Here is a 19,694-nt window from a genome sequence, read left to right as displayed (position 1 = left end):
GTTCGGCCCGTCTCATTGGTCTCTTCGAAGGGCGATAAACTGATAGGTAGGCGTTCAACAGGTGTGTCGGGCTTGCGGGGTCAGTTATTTATCTAATTTTTGTCTTAGCTTCTCGATTCCGCCGATTATCTCGCCGTTTTTCTCTACTTCAGTAGCCCAACTGACTGGGATCACTGAATAGTCAGAAGACAAGTCTAACAACTGTCCCCGAATAAATCTGGAGTAAGACCTCTCGTAGATTGAATCTGCTTGTGACAAGTGAAGACCCTGTTCAGCGTCGGTAACTACGATTATTTTTGACTTTTTTCCATTTTCATTTTCAGCGAGCTGAGTGAATATTTCTAACTCACTCGGAGGAGAGATGTCGCTAATACGCAAATCACCTAACGAACCGTTGTTCGATAATTCATCGGCACTCATAACATATATCAGCATATCCGCCTGATCAATATTGCTCACGAGTAGCCCTGTCTGTGATTTAATTGCCTTCTTCAGTTTCCCTGGGAAGATCTCGTTAGTTATAAAATCACGTATTCGAACAATTATATTGCTTTTTGTCAGCTGTTCCTGAATTTGATCCAATCCAGATTGAGTGAGTGTTCTAATATCCAAAGCATGTGTTCCAATCCGAACCCATATCGATGGTTTAGAAGGAGACAAATAGGTTATCTCAAAGTAATTGTCGGATCCTTGGTTTGAGTCAAGAATATTTGGCTGGGTTCCGTTTTGCAATGTGTGATAATAATTGGATAGAGATACACCACCAATGTCTGCCTTCCCCGAGTATTCATCTTGAGTGTGATAAAGCAAGCCTGATAAGATCGCCACCGATAACGATGGTTCAGATGAGAGTATAGTTACCGATTGGAACTCAGAGTAGAATATGAACCAGCCAAACAAGGAGATGAACCCACCAGTGGTGAGAACATCAATGAACGTCCCTAACATGGAGTTAGAACTGGGAAAAACACCACCATCATCAGCAACAACAGGACTTATGAGGTGTGTATCAACAAATGCGGTGGTACATAGGACAAACACTAACAAAAAAAGCCCAACAGCAGCTGGTGGAAACTCCCTTCTTCGGCCTACCCCTAACAACTGAGAGAGACTACCAGAAATAAGTCCAATTATAAGTCCTATTACTAGAATATACCAAAATCGAAGCCAGGCAACCATCTCGGTTCCCCATCTTCCCTCAATCACTGTGATCCACCCAACTACGCTACCAAAAGCTATGAGCAAAAGCCATCGCTGGAGCTTTTTTGTTTTATCTATTGTAAACAGGAATATCCAGGCGACAGTAATTCCAAACGGCAAGAGAATAATGAAGTCTATATTAAATCCAGAGGTTAGCTGATAAATCAAAGTGCGGGCAAACCCGTTGCTTTCCCAAGTGATATCTAGAAGAGACCCAACTCGAATTGAGAACACCCCTAGTAGAATAACTGAAAATAATAATTTAATGAAATCTTTCTGTCGAGTTGACAACGACCACCGGGTTGTGAACCCCTTCGGCACGAGTATTTTGTCGGAAACTCATCTATTCCAAATCAATCGTCGATGGATAGCCGACGAAGCTATAGAACTCTTCTAAGATCATTTCTCGGACATCTTCACCGAAGGTAGTATTATCCCCACCATTATCAAGTAATTGCTCAGCACCGTCAGTATCAAAGTTCATCACCGTGTCTCTGTAACAGTATCCCCCATCAGATTCTTCCGGGAAGAACTGATACCTATCATGGTACAATAGCCCATCTATCCCATACGTGTGATGTCGTACAGTCTCTGGAACGGAATCCTGGTGGTGATGCTTGCCCTCCGTTTTATCGATCTCGTTTGAGGTTTCATACACATCTCTGCAAACATCAGAGAAGATCTCCAAGTTATCTAGGAACACTCCACTTAGGAATGTCGTAAACGAAAAATCATATGAATCCACAAAAGTTGTTCTCGTAGCATGATATTCTTTGTTGTTCTTAGGCCCAACCTCCATTGCGTTAAATTCGGTGAAATGTTTACTCAATATATCGATCTCTGCGGAAGGACTGTCATCGTATTCATCGAATATTGTGCTGGAAAACACAGAATGTACCTTGTGATAATCATAATCGACCTGTGAGGTGTTTCCGTCTTCAATATACCGTTCATTGATTGGCAGGTAATCATCGCCCATATTTGGAGCGACATCCTCTAATGTCGAAAGTAATTCACGTTTTTCTCGGTCTCTGCTCCAGAGCTCTGTGTCTCCGAGGTCGTCACTGCCACCAAGTTTTCCGCGAGAATACGGTTTCGCTTTGATCTTAAAGTTACCTGACTCTTCAATCTCTTCGGATTCAGCTATTTCATCGACACTGATCAAATCATCAGTAACCGAATAGTAGTCTTGGCCAGGATTTTTGACAATATCTTCTAATTTTTCAAATTTATCCTTTTTATGTTTTACTCTTTTGACTTGATCTTGGATATCTGATCGTTTAGTTTCATACGGTTTGATGAGAATCTCATGAAGGGCTTCTTGTAGTTCTTGTTTAATCGGGCCTTTTAATAGTTCATCGGGATTTTTATTATTATCAACAATCGAATTGTTGTCTAGATAATCAGATATAAATGTTCGGTCGTAAGAAGTGCTTGGTTCCTCAATTTTTTCCGCTATCTTCTGTGCTTGCATTTCATGATCTGGAATCCAGTTAGTTGGTCTCTCCTGCAATTGTTCTGCAGTTTGAAGAATATTTTCCGTGATATTGTTGATTGTTCCAACAAGCTCATCCTTCTCATTGGATATCTGTTCCCTACGCTCATCGAAGTATTTGGCGTGTACGACTACATCAAATGCATCTGACCAGTCTGAAATAGAGATTATATCCTGGTGTATTTCGCGGTCTTTTATACCATCATAATCCGATCTCAGTCCCCCGATAGTACCTTTTCCTAATAGGGATCGTACACTCTCTCCAACCGAATCTTGCTTCTCTTGTGCTTCAAGTTGCTTCTTCCGTGCCCTTTGAACCGATTTGACCGAAGATTCTATCGATTCACTATTGACTTCATCTATATCGAATTCTCTTAAGATCCTATTTAACGTATCGTATTTTTCGAAGTCAGTACCCTCTATGATGATATTTTCCGGTGTTTGTTTTTGTATGACACGGCCAGTTTTATTCTCAATTTCACTTTCTAGTTCCCCGAGCAGGTTGTCGATGGTATTCTTCTTTTCAGCCAGCGCATAGTATTCAGAGATTGTATCACCGACTGCATCTTCATACTGTACAATTAAGCCATCTTGATCTGCATATTCACTATCAATAGCAGATTCCGCATTCTGAATAACTGTATCTAAGGCCAATTTTTCATTATTCAATTCAGTAATCTCATTCTCAAACTCATCCTTTATTTTCTCAGCACCAGCGGCGTGACCACTATCGTCCGGGCTTATAGCACTGCGAAGATCGACAGCGATAGTTTCGTTTTTATCCCTACCCGTATCTTCAATAGCTTTGACTGCCTGTACAATTCCAGCGTCTAGCAATAAGTTCAAATTCCTCAATAACTTTCTTAATGAACTCTCTTTCACCTGAATTCCAACCCTCATCTGCGGGTTCGAATTCAGTTACGTTATTGGGATTAACAGCATCAGCAAGTCTTGGTATCAGGTCTCTTGCTACTGCGGCAGCTTTATTTCTCTCGTTGTCCCACGATACTGCCCCTTTGGAGTCATCTTTAACATCTGATACTGTCTTAGCTAATTTAGCTGGCGAAAAGAACCCAATTTCCTTCATGAAGGGTTCATTCAACAGGTCTTCAATACGATTAAGTCGATCTCTCAGATCAAGCGCTTTCTCGTTAGAAAGTTTTGCATCCTCTGGACTAGCCGCAGTACTACGTAGATAATCGCTCTCAGGGTTATAGTTCGATTCAATGAATGATTCAATTTTATCGTATAGATCTGATTCGATGTCAACATGATCTCTCTTAATATCAAAGAATTTCCGGAATTTCTCTTCTATCTGATCGTAATCTTCCTTCAGATAGTGTAAATATCGAGTTGAGCCGATTGTAAACGGGGCGAACGCTGGAGGTCCATTGTCAGTGTTTTCGTCGAAATCTTTATATGTATTTGACTGATACTCATGAATGTTGTAGAAAGATGAAATTGTATAGCAGGCAGCCTTATCAAAGTTGTCGTCGCTGACCGCAGGATCATATGGCAACAGGATTCGATTTCTAAACAGTCCGGCGTCTGTTAATGCTAAATACTCTAATTCAGAAAGAGTAGCATACGCATTTGCTAAAACGTCAGCACCATCATCCCCACTCGGATTTGGGAGGATACCAAATAGAGTGACATTTGCTCCTGCTTCACCAATTCGTTCGACTAAATCGATTAGAATACCAGACCCTGTGCCACCACCTAACCCCACGACTACGGCCACTTCAGGTTCATTAGTATTTGCAATACTCTGAATGATGGTATCTAGTGGATCACTACCGTGTTCACTCATGCGGGTAATTGCCTTAGTGAGGGCCCGCATTCTATCAACTCCACCTCTTTTTAATCCATCCAGCGACCGATAATTCTGTTATCAGGATCATCGTCTATCCACCAAGCTTTGATACCTTGATCATCGGCAAGAGTTTGAATTCGACTCGGAGAGGTTACTTGAGCAGGGCGTAAATACTTTTCATGAGTACCCTCGCTAATATTGATTGTTTCAACATCGATATTGGGATCTACGACATCATACTCCTCCTCCATACTTGATATTGGATCACCAATTTGACTAGTAATCCAATCTTCAGAGGGAAGCGATGAGTTATCCGTATCTACAAAGAACGTTTTGAGTTGATCGTTGCTATTATCAGGTGCACTATCTCTTGGATTTTGCTGAACAAATTCTTCAAGCACCCAATCTTGAGAAATGAATGTTTTTCCGAGATTTGTGCCACCACCACCGAGGCAGACGATGTGATCGGGAATCCTGTATGTCGCCATTAGAGACATGAAACTCTCGTTGGGATATATAACTTAGGGGTTGAATCAACCATTGGGGGACATCGGTAATGAAATAACAACATTCACATTCTTGTTCAATCACCAACAATTGTTAATAAAAATAACTCAGAGGTTATCCGGTGGTATCTAGAATAGGAGTGAAGAATAAGTTTCGAATGTCTCGGTTTACAAAATAAATTCATAGGCTCTGTTATCACTGCTGTTATCAGGCTCTGTTTGTCGGAAACAAAATATTCACTCGATTACTCCTTACCACCAGGTTAACCCAATGAATTTCGGAGCAACCAAATCCTAATCTACAGATAAGCAAGTCATATGCTCAAGGCTTAACTCTAAAGGTGAAGCCGATACTCAAACGTGTTCTGTACGTTCAATATACTTTTCAATCTTATTATTAAATATATCCAAACATTACGATTTAGTATAACTGTTCCAAAACAATTTTACTAAAATTTCCAAGTGCGGTTCGTGTTGATCCCTCATTTCCCACGCTGTTGAGGCTCTCAGCGGCCCGTGCAGCGCGTGCCTGGGTAAACGGACGAATAGAGGTACATGATCGGAGAGATGGTTGCGACTATACTCACCGACAGAGATACTGATACACTCCGGGCGGATTAATCTCTTTCATCGCTGAGCGGATCTCACTTCGAAGTTCGTCAACTTCTCCAAAATACTGATTACCAAGAGCTGATCTGAGTTGTCGCCAACACTCTTCGGTTGGGTTTAGCTTAGCCATCCCAGCCGGGAGATATAGAAGCTATAGCTCTGATTTCTCGGCAAATTCTTTGACTTTCTTCGCTGTGAAATAGGAACCTTTGTCGAGAACCACGAGCAGCTTCTCTCCGAATCTTGCCTGAAGTGACTGGAGGAATCGAACCGTCGTTTCCTTGTTGAACGAACCAGCGCATACCAAAAACATGGTCTCGCCGTTCTCGGTGAGACCGCCCAAGAAATTGATTCCATCACGAGAGGCCGACACGTTCACTGTCGGCCTCTCGTCAATCGGAAACCACGCATATCTGAGATCAGCTCCAACCGATTTCCTGAACTGATCAATCGTTATGACCAGCCTGTCTTCATCCCGTCTCCCGACTTTTTTGAGCTCTTCGTCATATCGATCAAGGTCTTCCTCATCAGGTGAGGCCGGGTCTGGCCGAGGTTTCTACGCGGTGCCCTTGTCCTCTTCGACTCCGTAGCAACTGCTCAGCAGTATCAACAATCTCCTACGGATGAGCGAAAGTATAATATTGCCACCCTAATGTACATTAACCAACAGGCTCCAATTGAGCACCACAAGTCAAAATATCACTGTCGTAAATAAAAGAATGAGTAATACTAATTTATCTAGTTCTAAAGTATACGGAGAAGACTCAGGATCAATCACTGTCGGTGAAAAAATTGGCGAGGGACAAGAAGGGGCTGTTTACAGATTAGAAAATCAACCCGAATACGCCATCAAAATATTCAGCGAATTTGATAACAATGAAAAGGAAGCTAAAATAAAATCAATGATTCGGAACGCCCCGGTCGATCCAACGTATGAAAATAAAAAAGAAAGATCGATCGTTTGGCCTATTGATTCCATCTCAGATTCATCAGGTAGGTTCTTAGGATATAAGATGGAGTACAAAGACCTATCAGAATATACCAATATCAGAGATTATGCCCGGAGCCAATTGAAATGGAACTCTACGAAGCCGTATGAAAGATATATCACCGCACTTAATTTCACTCTGGTAATAAAAGCTATTCATGTTCAGGGACATGCATTGGGAGATCTAAATCACCAAAATATCTTAATTAAAGATTCGATTATTTCTTTGATCGATTGCGATGCATTTCATATCAAGGGTGACAAATTATATGAGGGTAATACAGTGTTCGGTAGATACACACCACCAGAAGGGCGAGGACAATCGATTGGGGAAGTAAAGACTGCAGATAGGTTCGGCTTGGCTGTCCACATCTTCCAACTTCTCATGGAAGCATTTCATCCATACCAAGCAGATCCAAAGAACAGCTATGTTGGAAAGTACGAAAAAATGATAATAGAAAACGATTATCCCTATATTAACTCGACTGCTGAGAACCCACATGATTTGGCTCCAGATTATGAGCAGCTACATCCAAAAGTGAAGCAGTTGTTCAAAGAATGCTTCTTACATGGAGAAAATGATCCATCTCGGAGACCGACAGCCGACGAGTGGATCGATGTTTTTGAAGAAATCGTAGACGTAGAGACAGAATCAGTTTCGGTCAATTCGTCAAGTGATTCTACGAAGAATAAGCCCAACCAATCAAAGAAGACAAAGTCTTCAACAACAAAACCTAGTTCCTCAGCCACGAATTACTCATCAGATCCAGAGCCAGTATCGGCAGATGTAGCAGGGGGCAAAATTCGCCCAGAATTAGTATTCCATCAGCCCCAGTATCGCTTCAAAACGAATTAAAACGGATGCTGACATACTTAGGACTATTTGCGCTTATAGTGGTTCTTGGAATACTGATGACGGTTTGATATTGAGAGAGTTCAGAGAATCATATGAGATAAGCAATATGAAGATTGTTCACTAAACTCAGTCGATCACATCGGGTTAGTAGAAGTGTCCGCTCGGAGGAGATGTGCAACCAACCCGAGCTGACAACGAGCTAAAAGAAGAACATCCGCTTAATTTTGTCGTCAACAACCTCGATAAGGAACTCCCGATTGACCTCGGAGAGAACGTTGAGACCACGAAGGAGGAACTCTACGAGGTTCTAGCCGGCGCCAGCGCCGGCGGAACCTCGATCAACCAGATCTGCGAGACAACAGATGAATCACCCCACGCCAATACCGTCCGTGGATATCTCACCGATCAATTCGATCTTGGCGCCGTTGATTCGGTTGGAGATACGATCCTCTAACGAGATACGCTTGAGACGCTGCCTGATCGACCGGTGGAGGTCTGTACCGACCTCCACCTCGATCCGTACTACGGCGACGAGGAAGAAACAGAGGCACTGTACTCCTCGCAAGCGAAACGCGGTACCACGTCATTTCATGCCTATGCGACGCTCTACGTCCGAGTTCGAAACAAACGCTATACACTGGCGGTTCGCCAGCTGACCGCTGGCGAAACCACCGGTGATGTCCTCGGTGAGTATCTTGAACTGCTTGACGGCCTTGTCCTCGTCGTCAAGGCCGTCTACCTTGACCGTGGATTCTACAACAGCACCTGTCTCACCCTGCTGTACGCCTACAACTACGCCTACGTGATTCCGATCATCAAGTGGGGCGAAACGATCCAAGACGAACTTAACAGCGGCTGGAGCCGTGAAATTGAGCACGAACTCGCCGGGAAGGTGACGTTTCCTGTGTTCATCGACTGTGTCTACCAGCGAGGACGGTACGATGAACACGGAGTGGCGCGTCACGGCTACGCCGCTGACGCGTCGTTCATTGACACACCACGTGATGCCAGACACCACTACAGCAAACGGTTCGGCATCGAATCGAGCTACCGATTAGCCAAGCAGAGCCTCGCTTTGACCAGTTCTCGTGATGCTGGACTTCGGCTACTACTGTTTGTCGTGAGTCTCGTCCTCCAGAACAGTTGGCGATATCTTCACTGGAAGTACGTGGCGGCGCCGCGACGCGGCGGCCGCCACCTCTGGGAGTGTTCGTTCATCGAATTTTGCGCTATGGTGCTCCGAGCAGCGTGGACAGTGCTTGGCGTTCGTCGATCCGTTCCAGCGAATCAATCCTGAGTAGTTAATTTCTGATAAGTCTCAGGGGCTCAGTCGTATTTTCGAAGACTAATCTGATGAACAATGAATTATAACTCGTTCAATATGTCTAATGGGAGGGGAATTTGATTTGGATCAGTATGAATAGCTTTGTCACTCACTTGAACATCAAATACACCGATATTTTCGAATTGGTCGCCAACTGTCAGAAGTGCATCCGTAGCTTTGTCAGTATCAGGCGCATCAGCTGTCACCAATAATCCATTTTCGAACAACAGTACGGTGGCACAGTACTCTGTTTGTGTTGGAGTCGTTTTATCACTATTCAAATCATACCTGATCGCAGGAAACCCGTCTGGGTCATACTGAATATCCTGTCGACCAAGACCAAGAGCCAAAGCATTCAGCGATACGTCTTCGATTAAATCGAGATATGCAGCAGCGTCCCCGTTGTATTGCTCAATATCGTTTGTATTGAGGTATCTACGATATCGATCGATTGTAACCGTTTGCATAGTATTCTTGCAGATATAGCAGCATATATGTTTTCCCTTAGGCAGGTCATTGGTCGTAAATACCTGTCTTCTAATTTTATTCACTATATTTTAATTTATATATTCTTTAACGTACTTAGATTGAAAAATGATTGCAGACATGTTTAGGTTGGGGTGAGAGACACTACTGTGACTAAAAGTGGTTCGTGAAAGTAGTAGATATTCTAAGCTAAGAATAACGGCTTCTGGTTGAACCCACATTGGGGAAAAGAAGGAGTTTCAATAGGTTCTTAGTACGAATAATACTAATTCAGCGAGTAGGGGCACCCGTACTCTACAATGTGTGCTAAAAATACTAATAAGAATCAAGCTCATGGCACAAAATTATATAATGTCTCTGATTGTGGATGAAATATGGCAACACAAATCAAGAAGTTCACTGCCGTAATTGTTGAAAAGGAACCAGACTATTATCTATTAGAGTGCAAATACTGTAAAGGTTCAGGAAGAAAATATGGGAAAAATTCCAGCAATACATCGAAATGTCCTATCTGTAGCGGCAAAGGATTAAACAAGGTCGATGCATCTGGGAAAAGTGACAAACACCCCATAAAATGTCAATTTTGTAGAGGTTCGGGGCGCAAATATGGATACGATAGTAGTAATACCTCCAAGTGTCCGATTTGCTCTGGTATTGGTGTTCATTTCAAGAATTTCCCCAGAGCTGAGTGTGGTTACTGTGAAGGTAGTGGGCGTAAGTATGGGTATGAAAGTAGCAACACAAGTAAGTGTCCGACTTGTAAGGGAGTTGGTTCAAATGAAATATAATCACTGAGATGCCGAAGCGATGGAACCAAAATGAACGATGGCTGCTGAAAAGAATCCTCACATGGACGCCCAGGAGAATCGGTTCAAGTAGCTGCTTGACCCAGTGCAGGCAAAATATATTGAAGCGAACAGTGCAGAGCCGCCAGAAGAGTTTATCGAGGATGCAAGAACCCTAATACTCCGCCAACTCGCGAGCAAGAGCAGGGAGAAACACCGGGATGTGTATGATGCACTCGCCGAGGTGTAAAGTGGACTAAGCACTCAGCTTCTGTACTCACCTACACGAGCATTGCACCGAAAGCTCCACGAGTACTTCTATATACTGAGGTTGAAACTACCCAGAGTAAATTCATGATGGGAGGCTTACTCGTCGCGGCTGTAGTTGTCTAGGAGGTCGTCCGGCTCATCGGTCACAGACCGCTTCCACTCACGATCAGTAGCTGCTAACTCTCGTTTCAGGGCGGACAAATCATGATTTGACCCTGCCTGTTCAATGGCTTCAGTTAGTTCCTCCACTACCGCATCAATCCGCTCACCTTGTTCCATGGGGGTGATTCACTGATCCGTGTTAGCTCCTGCTGGAGCTCCACCATCGTCGTCTCCGATTCCGCTATCGCTTCCTCCAAAAACCCAAACCGGTTCGTAAGGTCTGTTATGTAGGCTTCGACGTCTTCACTGGAGAGTTGCTCGTCCATACCTACAGCATCCATCAGCAGGTAGATCAATGCTCGGGAGATGGCGAAATACTAACTCGTCATAAATCCAAGGCAGATGATACTGATAACGATGACTGACGTACCTGAAATCCCCGAGCAGATCGACAGCGAAGCAGAATTCTCCCAGTATGTCGACCGGCTTCACACCCACATCGAACGCGTCGAGCCAGAGCTTGCACAGGCTGGCAAGAACAAACAAGAGCTGCAGCAGCAGCTGGACCTACCCGAAAATACTCCCATTGAGGATCGGCGTGAAGTATTGGCAGAAGTCGCTGATGTCTTGCATGAGCTGACAGAGTCGATCGGGGATATCGAAGTTGGCAAACCGCCGTCAGACGACTCAGCGAATCGACTTGATGAAGCCACCGGGTACGACGGCCGATGATACGCTAGTGAGAGAACTGATAGATCCTCCGTAGAGCGTGGGTTTAACAACATAAATCGTGGAATCGAGAATTTGGATCACGAAACTGTGCTAAGCAGCTGGGTCATCACCACAGCAATTCTTTTGATAGATGCCAATACAGAGACAGTATGCGAAAATATGAATCGGAATCCAAAGACGACCCCTCGATTTTGAGACCCAGTCGACGGCCACAACGAAGGATGGCTACCCATTGTTGCGAACGCAAACCAGAGCTGCGTACCGATGGCGGGGAGCAAGCGGTGTCAGCATCAACGATATTGGAGCTAGCCGACCAAGCGAGTTCGACCCTGCCTCAGTGACCCAATCGGTCGAGACGATAACAGCGGGGTTGTCCCATAGCGATTCCGAGGTCAGACAACGTGCAGCCGAGGCGATCCTCTATGTTGTTCGCTACGACCCTGCAGCCGCTGGTGAAGCAGTACCAGCGCTGGCTCGTTGCCTCAACGACGAAAACACGGTGACTCGGAGAGCCGCACTCAATGCGTTGGAGATACTCTCGAAGTATACCCCAACGGCGATCGACCCGGTTGTGAGTGAGATCTTCGCTACGTTGGACGAATCGAATCTCTCCCACATGCAGACAGCCACACAGCTGCTTGTGAATCTGTCTGCGGCATCGTCACAGGCGTATGTGGATGCACTCCAGGAGGAATACAACACGCTGGCAGATACCGAAACCCCCGAAGCGGAGCGGATTCGAGTGGCCGAGCGGTTGTCGATACTCGGGTATGAACGCCTCCACACAGTAACACCGGTGCTCCCCGGATTGTTCCATCAGTTGGCCGCTGAACCCACTGAAATTCCGACAGCCATCGTTGATATAGCAAGCAATGTCGAGCCAAATAGCGAGTACGCCCAAACGCTCGCGGAGTATGAATCTGAACTGCGGACATTGCTTGAAGAAGGTGACAGCCACACCCGTGTCAGCGCGTACGATGCGTTGTCGGCAATCGGTGTACAGCTCGATGAGACCGACATCACCGCGGAGAGAGTCTCCAATCGCGCCTTCGATGAAGAGCCGCCCGAGCCAGCCAGCTTCCGCGTGACTGGCGAGCAGCTACGACGCTGTCTCGACCGACTTGCAGAGAGTGGTCGGACGGTCTCGATCGAGCCAGCCACAAGTGAGACCATTGCATTCGATTTACGGCATCGATTAGCACGGGATATTGAATTCGCCCCAACCAATATCGTTGGGGACACTGATCTCATCAGTGTCTTTCAATCGACGGAGTGGCTCAATCTCGATCCCAGTCGATTGTACGAAGCCAATCAACGGCTGTTGTTCGATGAACTGATGGTTGGAACGCTTGGAACGACGCCGACAGCCTACACGACCGACCTCACGGCTGGCGATGAGTCAGATCTGCTCGTGTATTTCCCAATCGAGAGTGAGTGGGATCGCGACGAGACAATCCCGTCGGTGTTCATTTTCCCCGATGGGACAGCAGCCACGTTTGATGCCGTGAGTACGGACGCGGCTAGAGCCGTCCTTGAGCTGGTCATCGAACGCATCATCGACGGCAAAACCGATATTGAGACGCCCGATCTCGAGGCCGTGTCAGCCGACCAGATTCAGGTCGAGGATCTGTCTGCGAAACCTGAGTGAATGATTCTGAAACGGATTGCTTGGAGGGGTAACGTCCGTGAGACCAGCTGGGTGAGGAAGCGAGGAGGCGACCCTATAGACGACCTCAGCAAGCTCCTCAGTTGTGACGAGAGTGGCATTGTCAGTACAATATTTCAATCGATCCGACATGGTATGGTGAGTCAATTGTACACTAAGGATATGTGGCAGGGATATACGGTAGCTGACCGAATGCATAGGGGGTATGGCGGCAGAAAAACTGAACAGGCTGCCGCTGAGTGAATAGTCCATGAGAGATACTAATCTAGGCGACGAACCGGAACCAGTGACAGAATTCCTTGATGAGTACAACGTCGCCTCAAAATTTGAGACGAATATTGGCAGGATCCATGTACAGGCGTTGGGCATGAATATCCACCCGCGGGAGCATGGCCGAGGGAGCTATGAATATGATCTCCTGGATAGAATGAATGGCCAGGCGGCCGTCTACTACCCGCCCGAGGTTGAGTTTTCGGCGGTGCTCTTCTTCCAGACTGGATGGGGTTATTATTGTTGTCAAAGTCCCCAAGACGTAGAGCCAATCAAACAGTGGTTCCAAACGGAACTGGCGGAGGAAGCCAAACGCGAGGATAGCCTCGTGGAGCTGCCAGATGTCGAATTCGAGTAGTAGCCGCTTTGGACTGACTGCTGGCAAAGATGACTTATCGACTGGCTGGGAGGGTAATTGGGCTCTTCAGGATTCGACTGTGAGGCAATATGTAGTGAAACAATCAATAGATAAGCCTGAGTCCGGAGTACTATGGTTGATTTAGAACCAGACGACCCGATTGATGAAAGCGATGTACATCCCGATGCCGACCTCAGCGACACTAACCTCCGCGAAGTTGATCTCAGTGGTGCCGATCTCACCAATGCGAACCTCAGCAATGCTGATCTGACCGATGCCGACCTCACCGATGCCTCGCTGAAAAATAGCAATCTGAGTAATGCAAAAGTGCATTATGCCACCCTCCGGAAGACAAATCTTGATGATGCCGACCTCAGCACCGCCGACTTCCTCAATGCGAATCTGAGTGAAGCTGACCTCCGAAGTGCTGACCTCAGCGACACCAGGCTTCGAAATGCAAATATCAGTGCAGCCGATCTGACCGATGCTGACCTATTCGATGCCAGTCTCAGATATACTGATTGTAGCCATGTCTACCTAACTAGTGCTAATCTCAAAAATGCCGATCTCAGATCAGCAGATATGGCCACGACAGCTCTCCAGGCGACACAAGTGCTCGATACAAACGGTGATGAGACGAATGCAACAAAGGCCGATCTGCATAACAACGGCGCAATCATCCACACACCTTCGGGTGAGTGAAGACGGCGTAACTCCTACCGAAAATAGCGAGATAGATAAGATTTCAATCAGGATGGGGAGTGCAAGATGCCAGCGTGTTTCTTAAGCGCAGAGCTGTCAAAATCCGGTTTATATTTTTCTTATTCTTGTATTACCAACCGTGTTCGAACTCCGTTTCTCCACATCGTTTACATTTTAACAGTGCTGTTTTTCATCCATGTCCTTATCAACTAAAATATACCCTTTTCTAAAATCCCCTCTCTTTCCCAACCAAGACCACAGGTTGGACACTCACTTGAATACCTCATAACTCCTATATACCTCAATCCATTCCGCTTTAATCATATTTTCCATACGCTCATGTGAAGCACGTTGTTGGTAGCACTGGCGAAACTCGTGTAGGGGTAGTAGAATCCCGCGTTCAGCTGGTGACAACCTTGATCCGACTCAGCCACAGCTGATTTTCAGCACCCCTGAATCGCAAGACGGCTCTCCACCAACAATGTGCTTCACAAGAGCGTTTCCATAACGTATCCAACCATGTTAGTCAAGTTCGAACCAATTCTCCGATTGTTGCAGGCATAGTACCTCAGGGAAGATACTGAATAGCTGGAGCTAATTGCGGGTAGTATGGTTGGTCGTGAGAAAGAGGTCGTGAAGCACCTCAGTAGGGAGGATTTAGATCGACTTCAAGCTGAGACTGACAATCTCAAGACCTACAAGCGGCTTACCTTTCTCAAGCATCTCTACGACGGTGAAACGTTAGCTGAGGCAGCTGACAAGGTCGGTATCTCGAATGGAGCGGCTAGTAACTGGGTGCGTCGCTGGAATCAAGGAGGCCTTGGGAAACTTACCCCGAACTTCGGGGGCGGCAGGCCCCGAAGCTCGATGAAACCGAACAAGAACAACTCATTGAATGCCTCCGTGAGGATCAACCATAGAAGAAACAAGAGATCGAACATTTTCTTGACGAGGAGTTCAACGTCGAGTACCACAAAAACTACCTCCCGACGCTCTTGGATGAGCTTGGACTGCATTACGCGATTCCTCGGACAAAACGTCCTGACCGACCAGAGAATGCCGAAGAGATCCTCGACGAACGCGTCGAATACGCGTTCGACGAGGACGCTCACAACGAACCACACAGCAAACGAGAGGATGACGAAGAAAATGAAGACTGGAATGCTGACGACGATATTTGCACTGACGGTGGCACCGCAGTGGGATTTTTCCATATCTCTCACCCGCAACCATGGGACAATTCACAGCGAGTATACTCAGTTGATGAGCCGCACATCGAACGGCCGCTGGTGAAAGTAGACACACCAGCGGCCGGGTTTTACGCACTCAATGGGACGAGTGTGTTATCATTTCCACCAGATCAAACGAAAGAAGAAATCTGTGCGTGCTTCGAGGCGATCCGCGAGCAGAATCCCGGCAAGTGGATTCTGCCCGTCTTGGACAATTTCTCTTCACACATCTGCAAGTACACACGCAAGCGCGCTCACGAGATAGGCATTGATCTGGTCCTTCTCCCTGTTGGGTCACCGCATCTCAATCCGATTGAGCTAGTCTGGAAGAGCCTCAAATGGAAGTCTTCGCCGTTGATTGTCGACGGCGAAGACGAGTACAGATCACTGCTTGATGAGATATTTGGGAACCTCACAGAGAAGCTCAGCTTCGCTGAATCATGGATCGAAAATCATCTCAGCGGGTTCTTCAGTAAGATGTCCTAATCACTAAATTTTTTCCCGTGCCACCCGTCGTGCCACAGTTCCTCGATCTTTCCAGAGAGGATCTCTACCTCGTCAAGCGTCTGTCTAAGCTCGTCCAGTTTTGCACCATCTTCCGCACGAAGCACGCGAAGTGTATCTCGACACGCTCCGACAAGGGTCATTGTATCTCCTGGTGCGCCTTACCAGCGTAATCGACCCGGTTCACCTGAGCCGCCGCGGGAGAGGCCATCCCGGGGCGGCGATTGTCTCTTGTAGCCAGAGCACTTCTGGCCGGTTTCGTCGATCTGGGTTGGGCTGTCAGCGTCCTCTTGGAACTCTGTCCAGACGAGGTGGAAGCCGCGCTCAAAGGCGGCTTCCACCTCACGGATGGTCGTATGAACCGTATCGTAGACGGTCTTGAAGAGCTGGGTGACTTGATTGATGCTAAGCAGCGTATCAGCGTAGAGGATGAAGGCGATGAGGATCTCACCGGTTGTGAGCGTCCGGCTTCCGAAAGGTGTGTTACGGGTGTATGTGAATGTATATCGGCAGTTGGTACACCACAGCCGGGGACTCGTACCCGGCCTTGATGGTGGTTTCGCCGCAATCTGGACAGGGTGCTTCTTCCCACAGCTGCTTGCAGTTCCGCTCGATTTGATCGAGTGGCTCTGGACGCAAGACTATTGATGTTACCTCAACAAGATGATGAAGCATCTCGCCGAATGCGGTTTGGTTGTCCACACTCCATGCCTATTCGGTGGGATGCCGTGATTCTCACGCTGTTTCACTGCGTTCGGTAAGAGCAAAAAATGAAATGAATAGGACCTTCTAAGCGGAGTGAGTTCTCAAGACTGACATTAACCTTGAATATACCGGGATTGATTATACTGGGTATGCCACCAGCGGATGGAACCTGTGAGTACGAGCTTAATCCAAACGACCCTGAAACGTGGGGGTGAGGAAGACGACAAGTGCTATGTTGAGGGGGAAGCTCTTGACCAGAACGGTGTGTGGTCGTGCCCATATGAACCCGTAGAAGGAGAACACCTCTGTTCCTTCCATCTGCCTGTTAGAAAGAAAAACGACAAAGAAGTAGTTCGGGCGTTTCTGGAAATTGTGGAAGCACCCAGTAAAGGAGACGAATCAATAAGCAAAGAGAGGACAGTTCGAATTCTTGGTGGTCGATTCGACAGGTTCGATATTAGCGAAGTTACAACTAGCGAGGAAGTTGCCAGTATTAACTGTGACATCGATATGTCACACTCCAGGTTCAGACAGCACCTCGACTGTTCGGATGTACACTTCGGTGGAAGAGTGGAATTCCAGGGCGTTGTTGTTCGTAATCGGTGCAATTTTTCGGATGTGAAATTCGGTGGTAGCGCGTCATTCTGCGGATCTGAGTTCCATTCAAGAGCCAGATTCCAAGATGTAGCGTTTACTGATTGGACAGATATATCAGATATAATTTTCAACGATAGTGCAACCTTCGTCAACTCGGAGTTTGAGAGCGTCACGTTCGAACGGACAACGTTCACCAATAACGCCGATTTTCGCAGAACCAAATACAACGGCAGTGCATACTACGGTGAGGCAACCTTCTGTGAGAAATCATCATTCCAAAATGTCGTTTTCAACGGCGAAACGAATTTTTGGGAGACAGACTTTGCGTCAGGCGTTAATTTCGATACCACCGAGTTTAACGGGTGGACGGACTTCCAGGGGACGCGCTTTGGGGACGATTCAAACTTCGAAGGTGCTACATTCAACGCCGACGTGCAGTTTCCTGACGCCATCTTTGAATCAAAGGCAATCTTCTGTAACGCCATCTTTAGAGGTGACGTGTTCGTTCAGGATATCACCTTTGGGAGCGGCGGTGAAGTAGGAATGTATGAGGAGATAATGGAAAAGACAGCGGACACAGATTTCAGTGGTGTAGTGTTCGACAACGAGGTCTCGTTTCAAGGGACGACATTTGAAGGTACGACTGCGTTTACTAATGTAGCGTTTGGGGGCGACGTGTACATCTCTCAGTGTACGTTTGAGTCAGACGTGGTATTTACGCTCGGTGAGTTCAATGCTCACGCGTCGTTCGCCGACGCAACTTTTGATGGACCGGTCGATTTCCATCAATCGATGTTCAATGATACTGTGATATTTGACCGGGCAACATTCAACTCCGAAGCAATATTTGCTGATGCCAATCTAGTTGGAGCGTCCTTTGTGGAGGCAAACGTCTCCGACGCAAATTTCAAACAATCAAGCCTTGAAAGTTCAGACTTTTCCGAAGCCGACTTATCGGGAGCCAATCTGGAACGCGCAACGCTCTCGAACGCGGATCTGTTTGGATCCGATCTAAGTGGAGTTCGCATCTATGGGGCACGCATCGGTGACGCTGCCATCAACACAGCAACAGTCTTTGATAACAAAGGATCCAATAGGTGTGTTTATGATCCTGATTCGGAGTATGAGTATGACTCCGGCGACGACGAGACTGTAGATCGACTCACGAAGGCGATGGGTGCTTATCATCTGTTTGAACAATTGACGAAAGCGAACACCCTCCCCGATAAACAATCCACGTTCTTCAAACGGCGACAGGATATGCGCCGATCTCAACTACGTCAAGAAGGGCAACGCGTTAATTACTGGTTCGCAGAAGCGCAAAATGCTATTTTCAAACACGGTGAAAGTTTCTCCAGAGTAGTCGGCTGGTGCGTTGGGACGATCGTGGCCTTCGGGTTTATTTTCCCATTAGGCGGATGGTTCCAAAGTGATTCGACGGGTACACTCACATACGGAGCCATCGCTGAATCACCAGAATTGATGTGGAACTCTTTCTATCACAGTGTACTTCTCTTTCTAACAGGTACTGGTCACTGAGCCCAACTGGCTTCGTCGGTGAGTTGTTTACGTCAATTGAGGCACTGATAGCTCCGATTCTATTGGCACTGCTAATATTTGTTCTTGGTCGGCGGGCTGCAAGATAGAAGCTCTCTATCGATCATTCGACCATTCATCAACAAATGAATAAATTGAATCGGCGATTGATGGATAGAACGTGCGAGTCTTGCATATGTATGTCGGTTCTTTGCTTATTCAGTTTATTGATCAAATCGCAACTCAATCCGAATTGTCCAAAAGTTAACGAGAAGCATCCCGAGCGACGGTGCGTGTTTCAAGACGAGAAACTCGCGCCCCCAGTTTATGCCCTCCCCGAATCAATTAGGTGGCAGAGTCGGCAGGTATGCTCTGAAACAGCCATTCCCCGCTTCCGGATTCCATAATCCACGCCCTCCATTGAACATCCCGTCCTCGCCGACTCAGTGTGTTACGCTGGGGGTCTTCCCCTCTCCACCTCTAGCACAATGCTTCAAAGTGGCACCTACAACATCTACAGCTTGACCCAGATATGGCTCACCAACCGGTTGGATCGAACTCTGATCGAGTAGACTCATAGCCGCTTGTCATGACAAAGCGATACCTGTTGCCTGACGGCGGTCGCACTGGTATCGATAGATCGCCCAAATTCGACGGTTTCAGCGGTTTGGGTTTGTTTTAGTTAGCGATTTGATATACAAGTCGGCTGTACTCCTAGCTCGGAAGCATTCGTCTTTAGATAATACTTTCAGTAATACTAAACAGACCCTGTTTGGGTCAAATTTTGTCTGTCTTCCCTTCGTACACTCTGGAAATACTGGTTTTAACCCTCGATTATCGGCTGATCTCGTAGCGAACGAGTTTTAGCTAATAGAACTGGCCTTTTGACTATCTCAAGTTATGATTTTAACATTGAGTATTGCTATAAGTGTTAACTAAAGATAGATAAAATAATTTTTAT

14 protein-coding genes and 4 pseudogenes are annotated in these 19,694 nt (G+C 46.5%); 10 read left to right on the top strand and 8 right to left on the bottom strand.

Annotation, left to right across the window (positions count from 1 at the left end; translation table 11 throughout):
* Positions 1-84: 84 nt before the first annotated feature.
* From ACFQJB_RS13660 to ACFQJB_RS13640, 5 genes and pseudogenes are all read right to left on the bottom strand, one after another.
* Positions 85-1,491, bottom strand: a complete 1,407-nt coding sequence (locus ACFQJB_RS13660) for a hypothetical protein (protein ID WP_379728269.1) — start codon at positions 1,489-1,491, stop codon at positions 85-87.
* Positions 1,492-1,543: 52 nt separating this feature from the next.
* Positions 1,544-3,595, bottom strand: coding sequence for a hypothetical protein (locus ACFQJB_RS13655; protein ID WP_379728267.1), 2,052 nt, complete (start codon positions 3,593-3,595; stop codon positions 1,544-1,546).
* The gene (locus tag ACFQJB_RS13650) at positions 3,492-4,535 is read right to left on the bottom strand and encodes a tubulin-like doman-containing protein (protein ID WP_379728265.1); all 1,044 of its coding nucleotides are present in this window, start codon (positions 4,533-4,535) and stop codon (positions 3,492-3,494) included. The genes ACFQJB_RS13655 and ACFQJB_RS13650 overlap by 104 nt, the downstream gene beginning before the upstream one ends.
* A 20-nt stretch (positions 4,536-4,555) precedes the next feature.
* Positions 4,556-4,996, bottom strand: coding sequence for a hypothetical protein (locus tag ACFQJB_RS13645; RefSeq protein WP_379728263.1), 441 nt, complete (start codon positions 4,994-4,996; stop codon positions 4,556-4,558).
* A gap of 601 nt (positions 4,997-5,597) precedes the next feature.
* Positions 5,598-6,179, bottom strand: a pseudogene (locus tag ACFQJB_RS13640) (IS630 family transposase); the annotation flags it as partial.
* A 163-nt stretch (positions 6,180-6,342) separates the two neighbouring features.
* On the opposite strand from ACFQJB_RS13640, the gene ACFQJB_RS13635 reads away from it, so the two are divergent.
* The gene (locus ACFQJB_RS13635) at positions 6,343-7,467 is read left to right on the top strand and encodes a protein kinase domain-containing protein (RefSeq protein ID WP_379728261.1); all 1,125 of its coding nucleotides are present in this window, start codon (positions 6,343-6,345) and stop codon (positions 7,465-7,467) included.
* A gap of 172 nt (positions 7,468-7,639) precedes the next feature.
* A pseudogene (locus ACFQJB_RS13630) lies at positions 7,640-8,764 on the top strand (ISH3 family transposase).
* Between the two features lie 68 nt (positions 8,765-8,832).
* On the opposite strand, the gene ACFQJB_RS13625 reads toward ACFQJB_RS13630, so the two are convergent.
* The gene (locus tag ACFQJB_RS13625; protein ID WP_379728259.1) at positions 8,833-9,258 is read right to left on the bottom strand and encodes a hypothetical protein; all 426 of its coding nucleotides are present in this window, start codon (positions 9,256-9,258) and stop codon (positions 8,833-8,835) included.
* A 393-nt stretch (positions 9,259-9,651) separates the two neighbouring features.
* Between ACFQJB_RS13625 and ACFQJB_RS13620 the strand changes: the two genes are divergently transcribed.
* Together ACFQJB_RS13620 and ACFQJB_RS13615 are read left to right on the top strand one after the other, a co-directional pair.
* Entirely contained in the window at positions 9,652-10,065 is a 414-nt protein-coding gene (locus ACFQJB_RS13620) for a hypothetical protein (protein WP_379728257.1), read from the top strand.
* Between the two features lie 103 nt (positions 10,066-10,168).
* On the top strand, positions 10,169-10,312 hold the full coding sequence (locus ACFQJB_RS13615) for a hypothetical protein (protein ID WP_379728255.1): 144 nt from the start codon (positions 10,169-10,171) through the stop codon (positions 10,310-10,312).
* A gap of 268 nt (positions 10,313-10,580) precedes the next feature.
* Here the strand turns inward: ACFQJB_RS13615 and ACFQJB_RS13610 are convergent, their stop codons facing one another.
* Entirely contained in the window at positions 10,581-10,760 is a 180-nt protein-coding gene (locus ACFQJB_RS13610) for a hypothetical protein (protein ID WP_379728253.1), read from the bottom strand.
* Between the two features lie 91 nt (positions 10,761-10,851).
* On the opposite strand from ACFQJB_RS13610, the gene ACFQJB_RS13605 reads away from it, so the two are divergent.
* The 5 genes and pseudogenes from ACFQJB_RS13605 to ACFQJB_RS13585 all read left to right on the top strand — a co-directional run bounded on the left by ACFQJB_RS13605 (position 10,852) and on the right by ACFQJB_RS13585 (position 15,877).
* Positions 10,852-11,166: a hypothetical protein gene (locus ACFQJB_RS13605; RefSeq protein WP_379728251.1), complete on the top strand. Its 315-nt coding sequence runs from the start codon at positions 10,852-10,854 to the stop codon at positions 11,164-11,166.
* 337 nt (positions 11,167-11,503) lie between these two features.
* A complete protein-coding gene (locus tag ACFQJB_RS13600) occupies positions 11,504-12,814 on the top strand; it encodes a HEAT repeat domain-containing protein (protein ID WP_379728249.1) in 1,311 nt (436 codons plus the stop codon).
* Positions 12,815-13,118: 304 nt separating this feature from the next.
* Positions 13,119-13,460, top strand: coding sequence for a hypothetical protein (locus ACFQJB_RS13595; RefSeq protein WP_379728247.1), 342 nt, complete (start codon positions 13,119-13,121; stop codon positions 13,458-13,460).
* Positions 13,461-13,592: 132 nt separating this feature from the next.
* Complete coding sequence (locus ACFQJB_RS13590; RefSeq protein ID WP_379728245.1) at positions 13,593-14,162, top strand: pentapeptide repeat-containing protein; 570 nt, start codon at positions 13,593-13,595, stop codon at positions 14,160-14,162.
* 609 nt (positions 14,163-14,771) lie between these two features.
* Positions 14,772-15,877: pseudogene (locus ACFQJB_RS13585) on the top strand (IS630 family transposase).
* 26 nt (positions 15,878-15,903) lie between these two features.
* Here ACFQJB_RS13585 and ACFQJB_RS13580 read toward each other — a convergent pair.
* A pseudogene (locus tag ACFQJB_RS13580) lies at positions 15,904-16,570 on the bottom strand (transposase); the annotation flags it as partial.
* A 201-nt stretch (positions 16,571-16,771) separates the two neighbouring features.
* On the opposite strand from ACFQJB_RS13580, the gene ACFQJB_RS13575 reads away from it, so the two are divergent.
* Positions 16,772-18,736: a pentapeptide repeat-containing protein gene (locus ACFQJB_RS13575; protein WP_379728243.1), complete on the top strand. Its 1,965-nt coding sequence runs from the start codon at positions 16,772-16,774 to the stop codon at positions 18,734-18,736.
* The last annotated feature ends 958 nt before the right edge of the window (positions 18,737-19,694 follow it).

This window comes from Halonotius sp. GCM10025705 (assembly GCF_042662885.1).
In the GTDB taxonomy this organism is placed as follows: Archaea; Halobacteriota; Halobacteria; order Halobacteriales; family Haloferacaceae; genus Halonotius; species Halonotius aquaticus.
This window is presented reverse-complemented; position numbering and strand designations above follow the sequence as displayed.

Bases quoted from the DNA above. Each gene is read 5' to 3' on its own strand.
- ACFQJB_RS13655 (WP_379728267.1), bottom strand. From the start codon at position 3,595: ATGAGGGTTGGAATTCAGGTGAAAGAGAGTTCATTAAGAAAGTTATTG.
- ACFQJB_RS13645 (WP_379728263.1), bottom strand. From the start codon at position 4,996: ATGGCGACATACAGGATTCCCGATCACATCGTCTGCCTCGGTGGTGGT.
- ACFQJB_RS13635 (WP_379728261.1), top strand. From the start codon at position 6,343: ATGAGTAATACTAATTTATCTAGTTCTAAAGTATACGGAGAAGACTCA.
- ACFQJB_RS13625 (WP_379728259.1), bottom strand. From the start codon at position 9,258: ATGCAAACGGTTACAATCGATCGATATCGTAGATACCTCAATACAAAC.
- ACFQJB_RS13590 (WP_379728245.1), top strand. From the start codon at position 13,593: ATGGTTGATTTAGAACCAGACGACCCGATTGATGAAAGCGATGTACAT.
- ACFQJB_RS13620 (WP_379728257.1), top strand. From the start codon at position 9,652: ATGGCAACACAAATCAAGAAGTTCACTGCCGTAATTGTTGAAAAGGAA.
- ACFQJB_RS13650 (WP_379728265.1), bottom strand. From the start codon at position 4,535: ATGCGGGCCCTCACTAAGGCAATTACCCGCATGAGTGAACACGGTAGT.
- ACFQJB_RS13605 (WP_379728251.1), top strand. From the start codon at position 10,852: ATGACTGACGTACCTGAAATCCCCGAGCAGATCGACAGCGAAGCAGAA.
- ACFQJB_RS13610 (WP_379728253.1), bottom strand. From the start codon at position 10,760: ATGGACGAGCAACTCTCCAGTGAAGACGTCGAAGCCTACATAACAGAC.